Source organism: Pseudomonas sp. SIMBA_068 (assembly GCF_046534705.1).
Classification (GTDB): Bacteria; Pseudomonadota; Gammaproteobacteria; order Pseudomonadales; family Pseudomonadaceae; genus Aquipseudomonas; species Aquipseudomonas putida.
This window is the reverse complement of the sequence record NZ_JAWRYI010000009.1, coordinates 44667-64419: the sequence shown is the minus strand read 5'-3', so window position 1 is coordinate 64419 and position 19753 is coordinate 44667. Positions and strand designations below refer to the sequence as shown.

Genomic DNA, 19753 nt, shown 5'->3' with positions numbered 1-19753 from the left:
AGGCTACCTAGCACTCTGGGGACACAGGCCATGATCCATCCCATATCTGAAATCAAGATCGCTATTGAAATCCTCCTCTGCTTCACCCTGACCTGGCTTCGGGCAGCGGAAGGCCCATCCATCTAAGTACATGGCGCTGATTAAGAAAACCTTGGAACACTACTCGCGTCGTTTTGAAGAAAAACCCGGAGAATGGACCTAAGCAGAAGCTTGTGAGCACAGCCCCAAAGCATAAAGTTTGAAGCCTCTTTCACCAATGGTGAGCGCCTCGCCCTGCGCGCCAAAAATTAATTTATTATAAACAACTCATGAGAAGGCGTCATAAGTGAACAAATATCTTCACTGAGCCACATTTGTCGAGCCAAGTGAAAACCGTCAGCGCACGACACACATACTTTACGGCACGGCTATAGCTGAGCATCAATATGAAAAGCTCTACTGCATTCTAAGCTTAAAAAAATAAGTGCGAAGCGCACGATTAAGAGTATCGCACGGGAGCTCCCCGCGCCCAAACAGAAGCGACTCAAGCAACTTGAAGTCCAATTTACTTGTACACCCAAATCGCATAGAACTCACTAAATCCAAATTATAGCTCCTCCAAGCCTCAAACCTCTCATTCTTGGCTGCGACAAATGCTAGATCTCGGTCACCTACAATTCCCATTAAGTACCCAGTAAGCAAAAGACTCGCAAACCTCGCCTTCACACTCGCAAATTCTGCACCGTACTTGATGCCTGCAAGATAATTAGGCATCGCAAGGCGGATCAAAGGCCCAGGCTCGCCAAATAATTCATACGCCATGCCCTGATTGCCGTTATACACAGGCGCAAGCAGCATAACACTATATAAGTTGTCGAATATATCAAAGGTGCCTTTTCCTTGCTTCAACTTCCATCTTGTCACTCTATTCACAACACTGACGCGGAAGCGCTGAAAGTTTTGGCACTGCCAGGCTGGATCAATCAATCTGTCCTGCAGGCATTGAATAAAGGCGTCCCATCCACGACTCAGTTGAGGTTGGACCTGTAGCCTGTGCAGATCCGCTCCGTGGGTCGAACAAACGATCGAATCTCTATAGCACCAATGCTTACGCCAGCCTGGGGCTTGGCCCCTAGCAATGTCTGCACGCAAGCAATGGGCACAGAACCACCAGCGTCGAGCCCAATCCACAACACGCCCGTGGGTGTTGAAAAATAATGCAGCGGCATAATTAACATCAATTGCTAAATTTTCCATAGCCGCCTTCAAAAAATCTGTATTTGGATCAAAGTCCCAGTCACTGCTCTCGACCAGCGGGCCGCCCCAGGAAACTGGTGGCGGAATCATAAATGACTGACCAGCCAAATACTGATTATTGTATCGTGACCTAAGCGTAGATCTATACAGCCAAGAAGATATCGTTTCGTCATGCAGTATATGGGGCATACCTGCAATAGTACTCATCAATAACCCCAAGGGCTGGCAGATGCTTTTGCAAGATGCTCTAGGCTAATCGCTTCGGTTCCATCTCTAAGCGCGTAGCATCCTGCAGACCTGATCAAGTTCATCACGTTATCCATTCGCCCTGAAGTGGCAGCCAAAATGGCAAAAACTTTGTCTTGGTCGTACAGTCGTGATGGCCTTTTAAGAGGAAGCAACTCCTCGACTCCCAGCAAAAACGTTCTGAAGCTTTCATCTTCTTTCCAGTCCTCTAATTTGATTACCGAAAAACGACGCTGCGTTTCGGTTATGGCGGATATAAAGCTGTTTGCTTTAGGCGTACCAAACGCGAATAGACTAATTCCATATGACTCCCCAAGAAAAGCCTTCAGCATTGAGCTATTAATTCTCTGCTCCACCTTGCCGCATAATAGCATGTCGTGAATTTCATCAATCACTAAGCCCCATATATTCCTAAGCTTTAAGATCTCTGACAGCTCTCTAGTAACTAAGTCGACTACAGAAGACTTACGGTGGATTGGCGGACAGGGAAGCTCCAATTTATGGTAAATCTCAGTCCTGAACTCTTTTCTTTTCATTAAGTCTGGATCAGAAGCCATGCTTATCGTTAGAAGTCCTTCGCTCCGAGTTACTCTATTTGGAATCTCTTTGACTATTGCGCTCTTTCCAGCTCCCCCTAGGCCTGTCACCAAAAGCGCGGGCGCTGTTATTCGCTTAGGAACATTCGCCATATTGTTCATAACCTTGAATACGGTTTCACTTGGCGCTATATCTACCCAAATATCACCGAGCATCAATTTAATTCTTTTTTCAATATCCTGGTCGAGCAACGCCTGTCGGTCAGGGCGCAAGTGATCATAACCCATCTTACACACCCCCCTTGAAAGGCTTTGGTGGCAAAGAATAATCGGGAGCCACTTTCTTTTCTTTTTTGACAACCACCGCAGACGAGAACTCTTTCTGATACTCAACTTTCGCAGCTAATTGTTTTTTGGCAGCGCGCGTCTTCTTTATGCTTGCACTTTCTATCCTGCCTGCTTCACTATGTGCTTCTGCTGCTTGAGCATCACCAAAAGATCCTGGTTCCAGTGACTGGCTAGAGAGAACTTTCGCTCTATGCTCTTCCAGAGTAATATCAGGCAACGTCATGTCGGCAAAAGGAATCGGAATGAATTGCCCATCTAACTGGACCCAGATTTGCTTAAGTGAAAATGGGTCGTATTTTATCAGAACCTTTTTCTCTCCAATAAAGGGGTCGAGCACAGGATCCCAATAAAAACGAGTCTTAAATTCAATGCCGCCGGGCCGAATGTTTCTATACTCTTGAGGCATGAAGTTCAAACGAAACTGGTGCGCGTCTGTTATTTGCGGAGGAAAAGGTACTACACCATGCGGACCATAGTAATCCTGCCATGCTTGCAAAGGAGTCTTTTTAATTTCGCTGTGCACGGTCGAATGATATTCCATTACCTCTAACGCAAACCACCTAGCAAACTCCGTGAACGTTTGGGTGGGCTTCCTATCTCTAGCCAGCCTTTTCCTAACAACTGTATTTGACATTGTGCTGCCGCTCAACAAATGAACCTTATTCATCATCGTACCTATCAGCCTTTCGACATGACCACCAAAGTGCTTCTTCCCCAGCGGACGGTGATCGTAGCCGATATGCGCACGATCTAAAGAAGAGAGATACTTATGACTCCTGTACTCTTTCGCATTATCCATATAGACCATCAACGGGGGGCCATACATCGGATACTTGAAGCCTGATAAATTCAATCTACGCAAAAAGTCTTCCTTCGGCATCACTGCATGAGCCAAGGCACAAGCAACCGACAAAGTGCTAGGTGGATGAAGGCTGAGATAGTATCCTAGTATCACCCTCGTATAGACATCAATAAACAGGGTCAGCCAAGGGCGACCAATAGTGTCACTACGGTCGTCCGTGAGAACCTCGTAATCAACGAGCGTGTGGTCAGTCTGCACCCACTCTAAGGGTTTGGTAGCCTTGTACTTTCCTGGTCGAGAGTCATGCATCTGTGCAGCCACCTCCCGCCCATATTTCAAACGGGTGACTTCTTCGCGAGTAAAACTACTTTTCATACGATTTCGAATCGTTTTGCGTGCAGGGCATTTTAGGTTAAGTGACATGCAAGCTTTTTGCACAGCACGCCACACCTCTGCAAATGTAACTCCTGCACGTTTACGAAATGTCTCGAGCACTGCCTCTATTTCTTTTTCGAGAGCAGGATCTAAATGTCGTGAGTTCTTCTGATTACCTCTCCGCCGAACCAACTGAGTGCAATACCCCATGCTTTCATCATGCTTGGCACGCAACTTATAAACATGCGATCGAGTAACACCTATTTCCTCTGCTGCTTGGGTCACAGAAATTTCCTTACGGTGCAATCTCGACAATACCTCGTGGCGCCTCAATGCCAGCTGAATTTCCTGGTCATTTGATTCAGATTCCAATCTAGTCAAGTAAAGAAGTTCGGAGCCGCCAGTAGATCTCTTGGGCACCGTGATGAACTCTATCTCATTCAGTCCAACAGTGATCTTTTGTCGAGTAGAAAGCAGAAGTACCTCAACTGAATCTGCATCAACCGGCCCCACAATTAATGCAGCTTTTCCGCGAGCTACAACATGCATCCCTTCTTCAATCTCGATCTGCATGACCTCAGATTTTCCGTGCGAAAAAATCTCCATATAGCAAAGAAAAAAGTACCGCAAAACTACCCTTGGCAAAACAGCCAAAAATTGAAGAAAAAATCTCTCATAAGCTCATGATTTACTTGAGAAATATGATTGCATGCTAATTTTTATTATTTTCTAAAGCCGTGTAACGGATACACGAAAAACGACAAAAATCGTGTTCATCAGATGCTTTTTATAACTCTACGACATATAACGCCACAACACGCAGCTTCTGCACCTCAAAAAGGATAAATCCCTAAGATTTTGCTAATTTTTTATCTTCTATGGATTTCACTTCAGCTAAAGGCTTGATTTTCTAAGATATATTTTTTTATCATTTATGGATAACAGTCACAACTTCCACTAACCCCCGGTCGGTTTTGCACAAACCTCCGCTCGATGCAAAATCAGTCCGTTGCATCACCATCTTCACATCCTCTCTTAGATTGCCCTGTCAGGAATCTCCGTTTCACCACCTGACGCTCTGAAAACTGGCCAGCACCAGGTACGTTTGCTAAACGTAGATGCACAACTCAGAGATTTTAGCGCGCGGGTCCAATGACGCGGCCGTTCATCCCATTCCCGATCTTTCCTCCCTACAGTCACTGGCGCCCAAAAAGCGCAACCAGTTTCCCTGGCAACCTCCAAGTCTCGGCACGCCTGAGCGAAGTCAACACTGAGTGCCAGCCGTTCATTAGTACCTGGTAAGTCGACCGGTTCATCAACTGGATTGCCCACAACTGGAGCCCGTGGAATCCCCACCGGCAATACAACACCTGCGTCCAAGGTTTGGAAAAGATGCTCAATCTGCGTCAAACAGTTCATGGATTTCTACCTTAAGGACGTTGATGCCTCTCGGGAAAAAGTCGCACTGAAAACGCCGAAATCGCTAGTATTTAACCGCCCAGAAGCTCTACGCACCATCTCCGATGAGGTGCTTGAGTGATTGCCCAAGCGGCTGATGACATCCGGCGTCTGACTGCGGTCATGCTGTCAAAGTCTTCGCTTGAAAAGCCTGAGCCCTGATTTCAGTGCAAGCGCCCTCACCTACTTTTTGCTGAGTTTTCTCCTTGTAGGCTTTGGCTTGCGCAAGGGAGACGGCACTTGCGATGGGTTTCGGCATGATTACCACGGCGGCACTTTGGGGAAAGCAAAAAACCTGATCCTTCAGCTGTGAAGGATCAGGCTCTGCATGGCTTAGAGACCCAATTCAGTTAAACCTGGGTGATCATCTGGCCGGCGACCCAGTGGCCAGTGGAACTTACGCTCGCTTTCCTTGATAGGCATATCGTTGATGCAGGCAAAACGGCGGTGCATCAGGCCATCTGCTTCGAACTCCCAGTTTTCATTGCCATAGGAGCGGAACCAGTTGCCCGAATCGTCGTGCCACTCGTAAGCGTACCGTACGGCGATGCGGTTTTCAGTAAACGCCCAGAGCTCTTTGATCAGACGGTAGTCCAGCTCCTTCTTCCACTTGCGAGTTAGGAAACCCTTGGCTTCTTCGCGATTGGTCGCAAACTCGGCGCGGTTACGCCATTGGGTGTCCAGCGTGTAGGCGAGCGAGATTTTTTCGGGTTCGCGAGTATTCCAACCATCCTCAGCGAGTCGGACTTTTTCAATCGCCGATTCGCGAGTGAAAGGAGGAAGTGGCGGACGAGCTTGTTCGTTGGGCATGAGGGTGCCTCCAATCATTTAGATCGTTCAGTGGAATTAGCGTTTCTGGAACGTTAAGCGCTTGTGCGCGGTACTTCTTTGAGCAAAATGTTAGCGATTTCTTTAGCACTATCCAGGGCGGTGAAATCACCCATTACCCGGGCCACGGTTATAGTGCCCTCTATAAGCACGAACAACTGCCTAGCCAAAATAATCGGATCTTTGACGCCTAAATCGCTAGTAAGCTCTAGCGTGTACTCAAGTAGCTTTTGTTTATGCAGCCTTGCGATCTGCCGAATAGGGTCGTCCGCATCGCCCACTTCTCCGGCGGTGTTAATAAAGGCACAGCCGCGAAAACCGTCCGACTCAAACCAGGTCTTTAAAACATCAAAAATGCTGAGAATGCGTTCTTGTGGAGTTTCCGCTTTTTCGCATTCACCTTTAAACCACTGCATCCAGCGTACATCGCGTGCATTCAATGCCGCTGCTGCTACATCGTCTTTATTCGCAAAATATCGATAAATACTTTTACGTGCTACGCCCGAGGTCTTTACCAGGAGATCCATGCCAGTGGCGTGAATCCCATTTTCGTAAATAAGCTTCTCGGCTGTAGCAAGAATTTTTTCGCGTGTGTCGGTCATTGGCTGATCCATGTAGCCAGAGTAGAACGATCGTTCTCCCTGGTCAAGCATCTCTTGGGATTTTTTGATTGTACGCGTGAGATGGGTTTTCAATCGATCTCTCGCTCGAATTTGCGCCCAGCAGCCCGGATGGCACCGGCTATGCCGGTGTTCGCGGATGAACCCGCTCCCACAAGGTAGCTGTCAGGCGCAGCGGCGGCTACGGGTCCAAACCTGCCGGTTGCGAGAGGCGGCTATCGCCCCATCGCTGCCCATGCATCCGCACATGAGAGGATTGACATAGTTGCCCAAGGCAATAATATAGATGCCAAAAGCAACTATATGAGCATTTTCATGACTACAACCCTCCTGGAGCGCGCTGACATCGTCCGCCGTTTCAACCGCTTCTACACACGGCAGATTGGCGCGCTGCAAGAGCACCTGCTTCAAGCCGAATTCTCCTTGACCGAGGCACGCATCCTCTTTGAATTAGGCGCTAGCGCTGGCCTGAAGAGTTCAGATCTCTGCCATTTGCTCGGCCTGGACGCCGGCTACCTCAGCCGAGTCATCGGTGGCTTCGAGAAAAAAGGGCTGATCAGCAGATCTCGGTCGGCAATCGACGCCCGAGCCTCTCAAATCCAGCTCACCGAGCCAGGTCGTCAGGTGCTGGCCTCGCTGGAGCAAGCCGCTCGTGAAGAAGTCATGTTGATGTTGCAAGGCTTATCTGAGCCCCAGCAACAGCAATTGATCCAAGCCATGAGAAAGATCCAGACTCAATTGGGCGACGGTGATCGTTCCTACATCCTGCGCGATCCACAAGCGGGCGACATGGGTATTGTTGTTCAGCAACAAGCGCAACTCTATGCCCGCGAATACGGTTGGAATATGGAGTTCGAAGCGCTGGTGGCGGAAATCGTCGCCAACTACCTTCGTGAATTCGACCCGTCCTGCGAACGATGCTGGATCGCGGAAAAAGAGGGCACAGTCATCGGTTCGGTCTTTGTCGTCAAACATGACCAGACGACCGCCAAGCTGCGGATGCTCTACGTTGACGCGAGCGTCAGGGGCATGGGAATCGGCAAACGGTTGCTGGAAGAGAGTATTCGGTTTGCGCGGCTCGCGGGCTACAAGCACATGATCCTCTGGACAACCAGTGTGCTTGTCGATGCCCGAAAGCTCTATCAGAAAGCAGGTTTCCAATTGGTCGAAGAAGAACAGGTACACAGCTTCGGAAAAGACCTCGTCAGCCAGACTTGGGCTCGGGAACTGTAAGTGTCGGGAGCACTGGCCGCGAGGGATCGAATTCTGCCAGTGCTGAACGGCTGCAATGGGTCGAAAGCTGTCAGTGATGGAGGCCGTTCGACCTAGAGCTGATGCGCCAACCTGGTTGCAGTCATCCTTCCTGAATACGCCGCAAGGCTAAGCGCAAAAGCTTAGGCATGGTCACCGGCCGCACTGCCTGCCGTGGTATGGAGAGGTGAGACGCTTCAAGAGGTTCCCACGAGGAGAATGGGTCTTAGGAAGGCTGTCGTGAACCGACCCCTAGGGTCGGCCTGGGGTCCGCCCTACCGGGCTTCCATGCTCACGCCTCTGGCCCATTTGGCCGGCGCGCTCCGCTTGCCGTTTTTTGAACTCAAGATTCAAGGAAGTGAACCGTCGCAAATCTCTGTCGCAGATCACGCGCATAGGACTGCCCTGCGTATCGCGTATATGAATCAGTAAGAGAGTAGTGTTGATAAGCATTGTAAATAATTTCTTGATTTCTAAGGCATTGCTTAATACTTCCTGAGCGATACGGCACCCTCAGAGTTGATCTACGCTTTGAAGAAACCGGCTGATCGAAGAAACATTGCGCACGATCGTTGCAGCTATGCGCTGGTGGTAAGGGATGGCCCATTCTTCGGATCCGACACCCTCATCGCCATCCGCTGGGGTACGCTCCGTGAGATCCAAACAGCCCTTGTTTGTCGCTCTGTTTCTCACGCTGTTCATCGGTGGCTGTACGACACACAATGCACCCCATGAACCCAGTCAGGCCTTGCCCGCCAACAATTCGGCGTTCGGTCGTTCGATTCAGGCGCAGGTAGCGCCCCATCATGGACGATCGGGCTTTCGGCTGTTCCCGGAGAGCGCCGAGGCTTTTGCCGCCCGCGCCGAGCTGATTCGCAGCGCTCAAAGCAGCATTGACCTGCAGTACTACATCGTCCATGACGGTATCAGTACTCGGATACTGCTGAGCGAGCTACTCCTCGCTGCCGACCGTAAAGTGCGTGTGAGGATTTTGCTCGATGACACCACCAGCGATGACCTGGAGGAAACCATCGCGACTCTGGCGACGCATCCGTATATACAGATCCGAGTGTTCAATCCTCTCCATTTGGGCCGCAGTACCGTGGTGACACGCACGATGGGTCGACTCTTCAACCTGTCGCTTCAACACCGGCGTATGCACAACAAGCTGTGGGTGGTAGACAACTGTGTGGCCATCGTCGGAGGTCGCAATCTGGGCGACGAGTATTTCGATGCCGAGCCCAACAGAAATTTTACTGACATTGACATGCTCAGTGTCGGCCCGGTCGCTGAACAGTTGGGACATAGTTTTGACGAGTACTGGAACAGTGCCCTCAGCAAGCCCATCGAGCAGTTTATATCGTTCAAGCCGACGAGCAGAGACCTGAAAGATCTTCGGACTCGGCTGGATGCCTCCTTGGAGGAAACGCTCACTCAGAATCATGCGCTCTATCAACACTTGATGAGCTATACCACTCAGCCTCGCCTGAATAACTGGCGCCGGGAATTGATTTGGGCCTGGAACAAAGCGATGTGGGATGCACCTAGCAAAGTATTGGCGAGTGGTGAACCCGCTGCGCACTTGCTGTTGGCTACTCAGTTGGCACCCGAACTCAACGGGGTAAGTAAGGAGCTAATTTTGGTGTCGGCCTACATGGTGCCTGGCTATCCCGCGGTGGTGTACCTGACCCGTCGAGCCGACGCCGGCGTGTCGATCAGCTTGCTTACAAACTCTCTGGAGGCCACCGACGTACCGGCTTCGCACGGTGCTTACGCGCCCTATCGCAAGACCTTACTCGAGCATGGCGTGCAGTTGTTCGAGTTACGTCGCCAAGCAGGTGATCGTAGCGACAGCGATACTAGGCCGCGTTTCTCTCGCAAAGGCTCTTCCAGCGGCCCCTCCAGCAGCTCCGACTCCAGCCTGCATACCAAGGCGATGGTTTTCGACAAGCAAAAAGCGTTTGTCGGTTCGTTCAATTTCGATTCGCGCTCTTTGCTATGGAACACCGAAGTCGGCGTCTTGGTTGATGATCCGGAGCTCGCCGGACGGGTGCGCGAACTGGCTCTGGAAGGCATGGCATCTGCTCTGAGTTACCAGGCCCGGCTGGAAGATAATCATCTGGTCTGGGTCACCGAAGACAATGGCCAACAACGCACGTTGACCACAGAACCGGGGGGCTGGTGGCGGCGCTTCAATTCGTGGCTCAGCAGCACGATAGGACTTGAAAAGATGCTATAGCGTGGGAAGGACAAATCATGCGGATGTGGACGAGAGGCCCCAGGCGGGTTATCAGTCAACTGATAATGGCGGTGAGTGTTTGCGTTATCGCAATCATCGTTGACACACGGGTAGTAGCCCTGCCTCAAACCGCTAATGAAATAAGGGGATTGCTAGAGTTTGTAGAGCAGAGTGACTGCACATTTATTCGTAACGGAGTGAAATACTCAGGCGCCCGAGCTCGAACGCACCTAGAGCGGAAGCTAGATTACCTCAAAAGCAAGAACAGGGTGAAAAGCGCGGAAGACTTCATCGACCTTGCTGCGACTAAAAGCAGCTTGAGTGGCCGTGCCTACGAGGTGCGATGCTCAGATGGTAGGGAACCGGCAGCCATCTGGTTGCACAGAGAGCTTCAAAGGCAACGGCAATTTCACTGAATCTCTTATTGAGCCAAGAGAAGGCTGGGACGTCAGGAGCCAAGCGTCCGTAGATAGCAAAAAACGGCAATGCTTGAAAAGACACCGGCATTAGGCACGAACATGATCAAGCACATCTATCAAAAAAAGCCCGCGCGTTCACGCGGGCCGCTCAAGGAGCAACACCCGCCCTGATAAGTTTTCATGGCATTTAACGATCCGACCGGCTCGATGACCTTGCCGTTCAGTTTGTGTTGGATGTCAATTCTGCGGGCTCATAACGATGGACAAGCGCTGATAGATCTCGTGACAGCAAAGCAGCAGCTGTGGGCTTGAGCATGGTTGAGCTCAAGTCCTCCCAGCCAATCCACTTACATGCGACAATGCCTCTCCCCAGCGCCACGCTACAGCCATCAGCGAAGTCAGTGGTGAAGATATGGTGGAGTACGTTGCCTATCTCAATGATGCCCACGAGATGTAGGCCTGAGCAGTGCAACGATAGGGCCTTCCAAAGCTCTCTAGCGGCAGCCACGGTTGGAGCCTCTCCTCTCTCAAGCAGACCGTTTGGAAACTTCCATTTGGCACCCTTCCTGCGAACAAGAAGAACCTGGTCATTTCGAGTACAGATGATCGTTACTTTTGCCCCTGCTGGACGATGCTTGATGACGCTCATGAGGGATAGCACCTAAAGAACGCGCGACATCCTGAACGCTGGGACGAACTTCCTTATGCTGATGACTGCCGGGGAGGAAGCTGAGTTCCGGCACCCTGCTCAAGTCTGGGGCTGGTGCAGCATTACGGTCACCTTGTTCAGGAGTACCTGAATGTCGAACGGTTTTGTGATCACTGCCGTGCTAGGTGTCAGGAATCCACCTTTCAAAACCGATGCCTCTGCAAAACCGGTCACGAATAGAACCCGAAGGTCTGGAAAAGCCTCACGAGCGGCATCTGCCACCTGGCGTCCATTCAGCGCACCTGGAAGCCCGACATCGGTGACGAGCAGATCATAAGGTAGGCACGAGCGAAGCGTATGCATGGCGCTAGATCCATCTTCAGCCTCATCAACTTCATATCCGGCCTCCATCAAGGCTTCCACGATGGACATGCGCACGATAGGTTCGTCATCGACTACTAGAATTCTCCCGACCCCTTGGCCGCTAAGCGCACTCCGCCTGGCCTCGCCCTCGAGTAATTCCAGTTGCCCTTCGAATTTGGGCAGCAAGAGGCGAATCGTCGTGCCCACACCTTCTTGGGAATGCACATCAATCTGGCCACCGGACTGCAGTACAAAACCGTGCACCATAGATAGCCCCAGTCCGGTGCCCTGGCCAAGTGGCTTGGTGGTGAAGAACGGATCAAATATCCGCTTGATGTTCTCCGCAGAGATGCCCCTTCCCGAGTCAGTGACAGAAATCGCAATGTACTCGCCTGCAGGCAGGTCGGCACGAGCTGCCATCAGGTCGTCAAGTTCGATTGTCTGCGTAGTGATAGAGATCGCACCGCGCCCCTCGGGCATGGCATCACGCGAGTTGATCGCCAGGTTGAGCAGCGAACTCTCCAACTGGGCAGGGTCAATCCGGGACAACCCTAGACCCGGCTCCAGATGCGTGATGACAGTAATTGCAGGCCCCACCGAGCGATTGATCAGGTCGACCAGACCATCGATAAGTATGTTGACGTCCGTAGGCCGGGGATCGAGCGTCTGCCGCCGTGAGAATGCGAGCAGACGCTGAGTCAGCGATGCTGCTCGCTTGGCGCTGACTTGAATCCCTTCCAACAGCCGCGCCGTAGCTTCGCCTTTCCCCTGTTTCAATCGCCGTGATAGTAAATCGGCGCTTCCCAGAATCGCCGCCAGGATGTTGTTGAAGTCGTGGGCAATTCCGCCCGTTAACTGCCCAAGCGCTTCCATTTTTTGAGCTTGGCGAAGGGCTTCGTTGGCCTGTGAAAGCTCGTCTGTGCGTTGAGCGACCCGCTCTTCAAGTGTGGCTTTCGCCTGCTGTACCTGCCGATAAAGCTGGGCGTTATCGATGGCCACTGCTGCCTGGGCGGCCAGGGCGACTACCAGCCGTTCGTGCCGCTCAGTGAATTTTCCCGGTTCAGGATGACCGAAAAACAACCCTCCCAGGACATCGCCTGTTCTCGATACCACCGAGATCGCCAAGTAACTGCGTACGGGCAGATGCCCCTTAGGCATTCCATGATGGGGCTCGAACTGGCCATAGCGGGGGTCGGCCAGGATGTCCAAGGATCGAACGACACCTTCATTCCGGAAAGTAGGTGCAAACACCGGAGTGGCGCGAGGATGACCCAACTTTTCAAAGGCCGAGCGATCAGCACCTGACAAGGTATAAAGCTTCAGATGCGCGCCGGCATCGTCGACCTCATTGGCAAAGTAAGAGCCAAAAGCTGCTCCTGTGAGCGACGTTGCTGCATCCGTGAGGTTTTGCACGATCCGTTCAAGGTTCAGGTCACTGGCGAACGCCGCGTTGATGTCTCGAAGGATCTCAAGCGTGCGGCTTTCCTCTTTAAGCGCCCGCTCGGTTTCCACGCGTTTCGTGACATCGAAGCCTTCGCAGAAAATACCGGTCACTACACCGGCATCGTCTAATACAGGCTCATACACGAAATCGAGGTAGCGGATCTCGGCCCCATCTGATTGCCAGAGCAGCGAAATAGGCGTGCCGGTAGCGACAAACCGCTCGCCCGACTTGAACACCTCATCCAGCCAGGAAAAATAACCCTGCCCTTCCAGATCGGGGAATACATCACGTACAGAGCGGTTGAGATAGCCTCGATCACCAAAGCTCCGCCTGAAGGCCTCGTTGACGAATTCAAAGATGTGGTCAGGGCCTCGGAAGATGGTGATGAACCCCGGTGCCTGGTCAAACATACGGCGATCTCGACCCAGCATAATGTGCGACGGTACGGGTTCAAGGGCTGACGACTGTACTTCTTGCCCTTGCACCAGGACACCAACGATGTGCCCCTCAGGGGCTCTCAAAGGACTCAAGCTGAACGCCCACGGCTTTTCTCGATCCAGGCGAACCGGAAACTCCGAATCGGAAAGTAATAACAGGCTTGCCTTCTCCATTACCGCTTCGAGCTGCAGACCGACCCGCCCCCACACCGCCGTCCAGACCTCGTGCGCGGGCCTGCCCAGCCCTAGGGGATGACGGTGCCCCATGGCCGGGATCCAGTTGTCGTTGTAGAGCAGTGTTCTGTCGGCACCCCAAAGAAGTGCAGTGGGCAGATCCGAGCTGAGCAAGAAACTCACGGCGTGCCGCAGTTGCACTGGCCAGCACCCTGGATTACCTAGGGTCGTACTGGCCCAATCTACTCGACGCATCTGGGTGCCAATCTGGCCGTCGTTCGTCACGAACGATTCGATTGCTGAGCGCTGATCACCGTAATCCATAGGACAAATCACCACGGGGGGAGCCCTATAAATTTAACTCAAGATCCATGCATTGGCGTGCTGGTCTGACAAAGAAGCTGGCAGGCGCCAACGTTGCTGGCCTCAGTGCTTCTTCTTCCCTTCATTGCGCGCTGTTTTCTGTGCGGTCGAATCATGATCGGAGCCTGATGAGCCATCCGGTCTATGTGCATCGTTGTCGCGTTCTTCTTCACCTTGGGATTTTGATGGGGCCTGGGGCCTATGCCCGGTGTCGGTGTGCTTTTTCATGGCTACCCTACCCTTGTCTCTGTTATTCAAATAACACTTCGGAGCCCGGCTCCGTGCTACCTAAATTGATGCTGACGCGGGGAATGAAGTTCAAGTCAAGAACCCAAGCGAAACTGCGCTGAACCGGTGAACCATTTACATAGCTGACACGTCCACCACAAAAGAACAACGAGTCGACATCAAAATGGCAAGTGATCCCGTACTGGCCGTGCTTGGCTACCTCAAAGACCACCATCTGGTACTCACCACTGCCGAGTCCTGCACAGCGGGCTGCATGGTCGCTCTGCTAGCGGCATTCCCAGGTACAGGCGAGGTGCTCGAAAGCGGCTACGTAGTGTATTCCCCCTCCGCCAAGAAGCGTTTGCTAGGTGTAAGCGCGGAGACCATCGAACGATACGGGCTCACTAGCGAACCAGTCGCCTGGGAGATGGCTCTAGGGGCTTTGAAGGACAGCGATGCCAACGTCGTTATTGCAACTACCGGTGTAGCCGGGTCTAGCCCAGCATCTGGGGTTCTACCCGGCACAGTGTGCTTTGCCTGGGCATTTGCCGGGGAACCAATAGCCGTATTTACCCGTACCCAGCGTTTTTTTGGAGAGCGAGCGCAAGTCATGCATGACGGGGCCGTCTACGGACTGACCCGCCTGATCCATTATCACGAGCGCTGGCTTCGTGGGGAGCGCGCCTGAGGATTATGGCTATGGCGGATGATGAACTGGTGTCGAGACAGCAGCCTGTCCAGGAAGACATGACCATGCAGCAGCGCGTCTGGCGCTTCGAACGCGTGGGTTGGTACCTGTTGGTCGTCATTGTCTTACTTGGATTGGCCGGCGTATTCGGTAATGGCCCACTCAGCAATGCTCAGGTCACGAGCGCTGATGGCCGTCTGCATGTTGAGTATCAACGCCTCAGCCGCAGTGGCACAACTGACAGCTTGCGCATCACTGTACGCGGCAGCGCCCGAGAGCCCATCATGGTGCAGCTCGATGGTTCACTACTGCGCGAAGCCAGCATTGAAACCTTACAACCTCAACCACAAGCCTCGCTCTCACAGGGCAAGGCCATCTTGCTGCAACTGGGAACCAGCGGGGATGGCATTGCCACGCTCTATCTGACCTTACGCAGCGAGTATGTCGGAACACTGGAATGCGCGGTGCGCGCAGGCCCATCCAGTGCAGTCCACTTCTCTACCTTCCTATTCCCTTAGGAGCGAGTAATGGATTCAATCCTTCGCGCAGCCGGCATGTACATCGCCCTCATGCTGTTGTTTCGCGTTGCAGGCAGACGTTCCTTAGCTGACCTGACGACCTTTGATTTTGTGCTGCTGTTAATCATCGGCGAAGCGACCCAACAGGCTTTGCTGGGCGATGATTTTTCCTTCACCAATGCCATGTTGGTCATCGCGACGCTGATCGTCCTGGATGTCGGACTGTCGCTCGCGAAACTCAATTCCAAGCCTTTGGCGCGACTGCTGGATGGTTACGCTACGCTGGTCGTTGAGCATGGCCGTTTTCTGCACCACCGTATGCACCGAGCGCGGCTCACTGAAGACGATATTCTTGAAGCTGCGCGCGATAGCCAGGGGATCGAAAAAGTGGAGCAGATCAAATTTGCCATTGTCGAGCGCAACGGCAAGATCTCGATCATTCCCAACGAGTGACATTCTCTAGGAGCCTCGGACAGGCCACGGCGCCCCGCCTATTTAACTAAGGAGAATGGCGTGGTGAGGCTCAATTATTGGTGTAGGCATCAGACTCCGCTGGGTGGTCAGCCATTCTCACATTTTGCTGGTGTCGAAGATCTGCCCCTGTTCCATCATCGCCAAAATGAGTGATTGGGACATGCGATAACCTCGGCACTCCTTGCTGCGATGCGCGCCGCCCTGGCAATCAGCGGTTACGGCCCAGAGCGTTAAATGGGCCGCGTCACCTGCCTTATCGTATGCGGAACCCAGTCCTCCAGGATGAACTCCAAATCCAAAGGGATCCGGTTACTCACAAGCGGATTGACCGACGGAAAATGGCTCTAGGTTTATGGAAACGGTCTGGAATGGTTTGATGGAAAATTGGATTGAGTTGCTGGAATGGCCAGCGATGGCGGTCACAGTGCTGGCAGCCTGGTGTATTGGATCGCACCGCCCTAGGCGGCGCAAAGTGGGCTTCTGTTGCTTTATCGCAAGCAACATTTTATGGACGGTCTGGGGATGGCATGCCCAAGCTTGGGCATTGATTGTGCTTCAGGTAGTGCTGTGTCTTATGAACTTTAGGGGTTGGAAGAAAAACACAGCAGCCGAGCTGCGGTCATGACCAGTCCGGCTGTGGGGTGATCCCAGTCACCGCTAGTCATTGTGCTCTACCGTAGGGTCTGTTCACCTTGAGGGGATTACGGAGTTGAGCGAATCCTTTTACCGATGAGAAAGCTTGCGAGCAGCCACTTGTACAAACCGTAGGTATCCATGCGTAGCTCCTCGGCTCTAGATCGACTCTGCGTCATCTTGAATGTCTTCCTCCGCCTCTGCTGCGTCCGTAGCATCGGCATCATTCAAAGGCGGCGACGTGGGTTTTTCCGGGTCGTTGATGAATGGGACATCGCTTGGCCCTTTTTCTTCCGGGCCCTCAGTCTTAGGTTGCATAGCTACCTCCAGTGTGATCTGCCTGGCGCTACGCGCCACCTGCCCTTTCCGAAAACTTCTTAAAATCAACAGGGGTAGGTATGAACTCCGGCCCCTGCCCCGCTAACCTCCATCTCACCTCGGAAATGCCATAGCGCTCCGCCATAGGCCGGCTCACCAGCTTGATATTGTGCTGACCAAACCTCGGAATGATGCCGACACCGGCATCGCAGCTCGCCCAGTGCCAAGCAGTAGCGTTATCCATCTTCTCGAGGCGGATGATGAATGTCCGATGATCGCCGTGCAGTTCATACTCGATCACGTACAGTTGAAGTGCTGACACAAGAATCCCTCCCTATAGTTCATGTCTTATGGAGGTATCGAATGTGAGAAAAATTCAGTTGAGAAGCGGAGCAGCTCGGTGCCGCCGTCTCTCTCAAACCTCATCGATGGCAGGCTCATCACGCTCAATCAATTCAGAACGTCGCATTTTCCGCGAAGCGGCCATTGCGCCAGCGCCGTCTGGGTACAGTACCTTACAGAGCGCTTTCATCAACGCTCACATAACGCTGCCTGACATTGCCAAGAAAGCGCAGAGCTATGATGAGCCACTAATACAGGGACTATACCTACCGTGCGTCCTCGCAGAAGCGGTGAATGGCCCGGCAAGCCGCACGCAGCGACTCGTCATCCAGCGCATAAGCAATGCGCAAATAGCCCGGTAGACCAAAAGCACTGCCCTGAACGACTGCAACATTGGCCTCCTCCAGCAACGCCAGGGCCACAGCTTCGTCATTGACCAATTCGCGCCCAGCAGGTGAGCGCTTGCCGATCAGCCCAAAACAGTCGGCGAAAGCGTAGAACGCCCCGCCTGGCACCTCGCAACTGATGCCCGGCGCCTGGTTGAGCAACTCGACCATGAAATCACGGCGCCGCTGGAATACTTCGCGACTGTGGGCGATGAAGTCTTTCGGACCGTCCAGGGCAGCGATTGCGGCGTGCTGCGAGATGGAGCAAGCGCCCGAGGTCTGCTGACCCTGAAGCTTTTCCATCGCCTCAAGCAGCCAGCGAGGGCCGGTAGCGAACCCGATCCGCCAACCCGTCATGGCGTAAGCCTTCGACACGCCGTTCATGGTCAGTGTCCGTGTAGCCAGCCGTGGTTCGACCTGGGCAAGCGTGAGGAAGTCACGGCCGTCAAAAAGCAGGTGCTCATAGATATCGTCCGCCAGAATCAGTACCTGCGGATGGGCCAGCAACACCTCAGCAAGAGCCTGCAATTCGTCGCGGTCGTACACGGCGCCCGTCGGGTTGGACGGTGAGTTCAGGATCAGCCAGCGGGTTTTCGGCCCGATGGCTTCGGCCAGCGCTTGCGGGGTGAGCTTGAAGCCCGACTCGGCGCCACAAGCGACGATGCGCGACTCGCCACCGCACAGTTCAACCATTTCTGGATAACTGACCCAGTATGGCGCGGGGATCACAACCTGGTCGCCTTCGTTCAGGGTCGCGGCCAGGGCATTGAAGATGACCTGCTTGCCGCCACTGCACACCAGCGTGTCCTGCCAGCTGACATCAAGACCATTCTCACGCTGGTATTTACGCGCGATGGCCTCACGCAGCGTGCGAAGGCCGGCTACCTGGGTATAGCGGGTATGGCCGTTGTCGATCGCACTGATGGCCGCGGCCCGGATGTGCTCCGGTGTGTCGAAGTCAGGTTCACCCGCACAGAGCGAAATGATCTTCGCCCCGTCTGCGCGGCGCGCAGCCACGCGGTCGATGATCTTGTAGGTCGCCGAAGGCTTGGCAGCCTCCAGGCGACGGTTCAGCGTTGCCAGGCTCACGCGTGCTCCTCCGGGTGGGAAAGACCCATCAGGTCCATGGTGGTTTTGCCTTCGCGCAGCTTGCCCATGAATACGGCTTCTTTGTCCGCGCGCTTCTGTCCTTCCCGCAAGGTATGTTCAACGGCATTGGCCGGAATGATGATCACACCATCCTCGTCCGCGACGACCAGATCGCCGGCGCTGACCTGCGCACCGCTGAAGTCGAACGGCTTGCCGACCGAAGGCGTGGTTGCCTTGACGGTGCCTTTGACCGAGATGCCTCGCGCAAATACAGGGAAACCATGAGCTTCGAGCGCGGCGACGTCGCGCACACCACCGTTGATCACCAGGCCAACGATGCCTGCCGCTTCCGCCGCCACCGTGAGCACCTCACCCCAATAGCCGGCGACGAAGTCGGCGGTATCACACACCAGCACGCTGCCGCGCGGCGCTTTGGCCACGGCCAGGTGCAGGCCCAGGTTGTCACCTGGTGAACACTGCAGCGGGTAAGCCGGCGCGGCGATGAATGCGCCTTTCCAGACTGCGCGAATCTCGCGATCGACCGCGCACGGCAGCCCGGACGCCTCGTACAGGGTGGAGGTGCCCAGGACCTTTGCAAGGTTCTGATAATCGTGTGGAAGGCTCATGATTGCTTGCTCTGCAGGGAGTGGTAACCGAGGGCGGCACGGGCTTCTTTGAGGCTCTTGCCAGCCGCAATCTGTTCGCGGATTTGCGCTTCGACGTGTTCGATGCGACGTGCCGTTTCAGCAACTTCCCGGGCACGGTCACGCGGGACGATGACGACACCATTGGCGTCAGCGACGACGATGTCGCGGGCACAAACCCGGGCATGGCCAACCGACACCGGCTGGTTGACGGCCACGACCTCCACGCGGTCCTTGCCGGTACGCATGAAGCGGCCTTTGCTGAACAGCGGGTAGCCTTCGCCCAGCGCCTTGTTCACATCGCGGCAGACACCGTCAATGACCGTGCCGGCAATACCGCGGGCCAGGGCGTACTGGGTCATGATGTCGCCCCACACCGTGCAATCGGTACGGCCTTCGTTGGCGATGACCACTACGTCGCCTGGTGCGACTTCATCAATGAAGTCACCCACGGTGCCTGGCGGTGTGCTCGCACTGACGTACTGGACAGTGAAGGCTGGGCCGACCACGACCTGGCTGTAGTTGGCCAGCGGCGCGATACCAAAGGCCTGGCCGGGAAGGCCCAGCTTGTCCATCGCGTCGGACACCCCTGGGGTATCCAGGCCTTCGAACAAGGCGACGAGGTCTTTATCAGAAAGGCCCATA

At 53.7% G+C, this 19753-nt stretch carries 20 protein-coding genes; 7 read left to right on the top strand and 13 right to left on the bottom strand.

What is annotated here, in order from left to right:
- Positions 1–435: 435 nt before the first annotated feature.
- The 5 genes from SB756_RS20110 to SB756_RS20090 form a co-directional block, all read right to left on the bottom strand.
- Positions 436–1443: a hypothetical protein gene (locus SB756_RS20110; RefSeq protein WP_410911582.1), complete on the bottom strand. Its 1008-nt coding sequence runs from the start codon at positions 1441–1443 to the stop codon at positions 436–438.
- On the bottom strand, positions 1443–2306 hold the full coding sequence (locus tag SB756_RS20105; protein ID WP_410911580.1) for a TniB family NTP-binding protein: 864 nt from the start codon (positions 2304–2306) through the stop codon (positions 1443–1445). The genes SB756_RS20110 and SB756_RS20105 overlap by 1 nt, the downstream gene beginning before the upstream one ends.
- Before the next feature lies 1 nt (position 2307).
- On the bottom strand, positions 2308–4116 hold the full coding sequence (locus SB756_RS20100) for a Mu transposase C-terminal domain-containing protein (protein WP_410911578.1): 1809 nt from the start codon (positions 4114–4116) through the stop codon (positions 2308–2310).
- A 1218-nt stretch (positions 4117–5334) separates the two neighbouring features.
- Entirely contained in the window at positions 5335–5811 is a 477-nt protein-coding gene (locus SB756_RS20095; protein WP_410911576.1) for a DUF1348 family protein, read from the bottom strand.
- Positions 5812–5864: 53 nt separating this feature from the next.
- Complete coding sequence (locus SB756_RS20090) at positions 5865–6443, bottom strand: TetR/AcrR family transcriptional regulator (RefSeq protein WP_410911769.1); 579 nt, start codon at positions 6441–6443, stop codon at positions 5865–5867.
- Positions 6444–6764: 321 nt separating this feature from the next.
- On the opposite strand from SB756_RS20090, the gene SB756_RS20085 reads away from it, so the two are divergent.
- The 3 genes from SB756_RS20085 (at position 6765) to SB756_RS20075 (ending at position 10355) form a co-directional block, all read left to right on the top strand.
- A complete protein-coding gene (locus SB756_RS20085) occupies positions 6765–7682 on the top strand; it encodes a GNAT family N-acetyltransferase (RefSeq protein WP_410911575.1) in 918 nt (305 codons plus the stop codon).
- A 670-nt stretch (positions 7683–8352) separates the two neighbouring features.
- On the top strand, positions 8353–9939 hold the full coding sequence (locus SB756_RS20080; RefSeq protein WP_410911574.1) for a phospholipase D family protein: 1587 nt from the start codon (positions 8353–8355) through the stop codon (positions 9937–9939).
- Positions 9940–10004: 65 nt separating this feature from the next.
- Entirely contained in the window at positions 10005–10355 is a 351-nt protein-coding gene (locus SB756_RS20075) for a DUF5329 domain-containing protein (RefSeq protein ID WP_410911767.1), read from the top strand.
- 223 nt (positions 10356–10578) lie between these two features.
- On the opposite strand, the gene SB756_RS20070 is transcribed toward SB756_RS20075, so the two are convergent.
- The 3 genes from SB756_RS20070 to SB756_RS20060 all read right to left on the bottom strand — a co-directional run bounded on the left by SB756_RS20070 (position 10579) and on the right by SB756_RS20060 (position 14016).
- The gene (locus tag SB756_RS20070; RefSeq protein WP_410911572.1) at positions 10579–11007 is read right to left on the bottom strand and encodes an NUDIX domain-containing protein; all 429 of its coding nucleotides are present in this window, start codon (positions 11005–11007) and stop codon (positions 10579–10581) included.
- Between the two features lie 99 nt (positions 11008–11106).
- Positions 11107–13749 (bottom strand): ATP-binding protein, encoded by a 2643-nt coding sequence (locus SB756_RS20065; protein WP_410911570.1) that lies wholly within the window; start codon positions 13747–13749, stop codon positions 11107–11109.
- A 102-nt stretch (positions 13750–13851) separates the two neighbouring features.
- Positions 13852–14016 carry a hypothetical protein gene (locus SB756_RS20060; protein ID WP_410911568.1) on the bottom strand — a complete coding sequence of 55 codons (165 nt, stop codon included), beginning with the start codon at positions 14014–14016 and terminating at the stop codon, positions 13852–13854.
- 184 nt (positions 14017–14200) lie between these two features.
- Between SB756_RS20060 and SB756_RS20055 the strand changes: the two genes are divergently transcribed.
- The 4 genes from SB756_RS20055 to SB756_RS20040 all read left to right on the top strand — a co-directional run bounded on the left by SB756_RS20055 (position 14201) and on the right by SB756_RS20040 (position 16321).
- Entirely contained in the window at positions 14201–14704 is a 504-nt protein-coding gene (locus tag SB756_RS20055) for a CinA family protein (protein ID WP_341795584.1), read from the top strand.
- Between the two features lie 11 nt (positions 14705–14715).
- Positions 14716–15222 (top strand): hypothetical protein, encoded by a 507-nt coding sequence (locus SB756_RS20050; RefSeq protein WP_341795585.1) that lies wholly within the window; start codon positions 14716–14718, stop codon positions 15220–15222.
- A 9-nt stretch (positions 15223–15231) separates the two neighbouring features.
- The gene (locus SB756_RS20045) at positions 15232–15675 is read left to right on the top strand and encodes a DUF421 domain-containing protein (protein ID WP_341795586.1); all 444 of its coding nucleotides are present in this window, start codon (positions 15232–15234) and stop codon (positions 15673–15675) included.
- 397 nt (positions 15676–16072) lie between these two features.
- Positions 16073–16321: a hypothetical protein gene (locus SB756_RS20040; RefSeq protein ID WP_341798885.1), complete on the top strand. Its 249-nt coding sequence runs from the start codon at positions 16073–16075 to the stop codon at positions 16319–16321.
- A 167-nt stretch (positions 16322–16488) separates the two neighbouring features.
- Here the strand turns inward: SB756_RS20040 and SB756_RS20035 are convergent, their stop codons facing one another.
- From SB756_RS20035 to SB756_RS20015, 5 genes are all read right to left on the bottom strand, one after another.
- Positions 16489–16647, bottom strand: coding sequence for a hypothetical protein (locus tag SB756_RS20035; protein WP_174369621.1), 159 nt, complete (start codon positions 16645–16647; stop codon positions 16489–16491).
- 28 nt (positions 16648–16675) lie between these two features.
- Positions 16676–16969, bottom strand: a complete 294-nt coding sequence (locus tag SB756_RS20030; RefSeq protein WP_341795588.1) for a DUF6555 family protein — start codon at positions 16967–16969, stop codon at positions 16676–16678.
- A 286-nt stretch (positions 16970–17255) separates the two neighbouring features.
- The gene (locus SB756_RS20025; protein WP_410911566.1) at positions 17256–18464 is read right to left on the bottom strand and encodes a pyridoxal phosphate-dependent aminotransferase; all 1209 of its coding nucleotides are present in this window, start codon (positions 18462–18464) and stop codon (positions 17256–17258) included.
- Positions 18461–19090 carry an RraA family protein gene (locus SB756_RS20020; RefSeq protein WP_341795590.1) on the bottom strand — a complete coding sequence of 210 codons (630 nt, stop codon included), beginning with the start codon at positions 19088–19090 and terminating at the stop codon, positions 18461–18463. Before SB756_RS20020 ends, SB756_RS20025 begins: the two co-directional genes overlap by 4 nt.
- A complete protein-coding gene (locus tag SB756_RS20015; RefSeq protein ID WP_410911563.1) occupies positions 19087–19752 on the bottom strand; it encodes an RraA family protein in 666 nt (221 codons plus the stop codon). The genes SB756_RS20020 and SB756_RS20015 overlap by 4 nt, the downstream gene beginning before the upstream one ends.
- Position 19753 lies beyond the last annotated feature (1 nt).

What these genes read in the sequence shown, in the direction of transcription:
- SB756_RS20110 (WP_410911582.1), bottom strand. Translation starts at nt 1,443, where the DNA reads ATGAGTACTATTGCAGGTATGCCCCATATACTGCATGACGAAACGATA.
- SB756_RS20105 (WP_410911580.1), bottom strand. Translation starts at nt 2,306, where the DNA reads ATGGGTTATGATCACTTGCGCCCTGACCGACAGGCGTTGCTCGACCAG.
- SB756_RS20100 (WP_410911578.1), bottom strand. Translation starts at nt 4,116, where the DNA reads ATGCAGATCGAGATTGAAGAAGGGATGCATGTTGTAGCTCGCGGAAAA.
- SB756_RS20095 (WP_410911576.1), bottom strand. Translation starts at nt 5,811, where the DNA reads ATGCCCAACGAACAAGCTCGTCCGCCACTTCCTCCTTTCACTCGCGAA.
- SB756_RS20090 (WP_410911769.1), bottom strand. Translation starts at nt 6,443, where the DNA reads ATGGATCAGCCAATGACCGACACACGCGAAAAAATTCTTGCTACAGCC.
- SB756_RS20085 (WP_410911575.1), top strand. Translation starts at nt 6,765, where the DNA reads ATGACTACAACCCTCCTGGAGCGCGCTGACATCGTCCGCCGTTTCAAC.
- SB756_RS20075 (WP_410911767.1), top strand. Translation starts at nt 10,005, where the DNA reads ATGGCGGTGAGTGTTTGCGTTATCGCAATCATCGTTGACACACGGGTA.
- SB756_RS20070 (WP_410911572.1), bottom strand. Translation starts at nt 11,007, where the DNA reads ATGAGCGTCATCAAGCATCGTCCAGCAGGGGCAAAAGTAACGATCATC.
- SB756_RS20065 (WP_410911570.1), bottom strand. Translation starts at nt 13,749, where the DNA reads ATGGATTACGGTGATCAGCGCTCAGCAATCGAATCGTTCGTGACGAAC.
- SB756_RS20060 (WP_410911568.1), bottom strand. Translation starts at nt 14,016, where the DNA reads ATGAAAAAGCACACCGACACCGGGCATAGGCCCCAGGCCCCATCAAAA.
- SB756_RS20055 (WP_341795584.1), top strand. Translation starts at nt 14,201, where the DNA reads ATGGCAAGTGATCCCGTACTGGCCGTGCTTGGCTACCTCAAAGACCAC.
- SB756_RS20050 (WP_341795585.1), top strand. Translation starts at nt 14,716, where the DNA reads ATGGCGGATGATGAACTGGTGTCGAGACAGCAGCCTGTCCAGGAAGAC.
- SB756_RS20045 (WP_341795586.1), top strand. Translation starts at nt 15,232, where the DNA reads ATGGATTCAATCCTTCGCGCAGCCGGCATGTACATCGCCCTCATGCTG.
- SB756_RS20040 (WP_341798885.1), top strand. Translation starts at nt 16,073, where the DNA reads ATGGAAAATTGGATTGAGTTGCTGGAATGGCCAGCGATGGCGGTCACA.
- SB756_RS20035 (WP_174369621.1), bottom strand. Translation starts at nt 16,647, where the DNA reads ATGCAACCTAAGACTGAGGGCCCGGAAGAAAAAGGGCCAAGCGATGTC.
- SB756_RS20020 (WP_341795590.1), bottom strand. Translation starts at nt 19,090, where the DNA reads ATGAGCCTTCCACACGATTATCAGAACCTTGCAAAGGTCCTGGGCACC.
- SB756_RS20015 (WP_410911563.1), bottom strand. Translation starts at nt 19,752, where the DNA reads ATGGGCCTTTCTGATAAAGACCTCGTCGCCTTGTTCGAAGGCCTGGAT.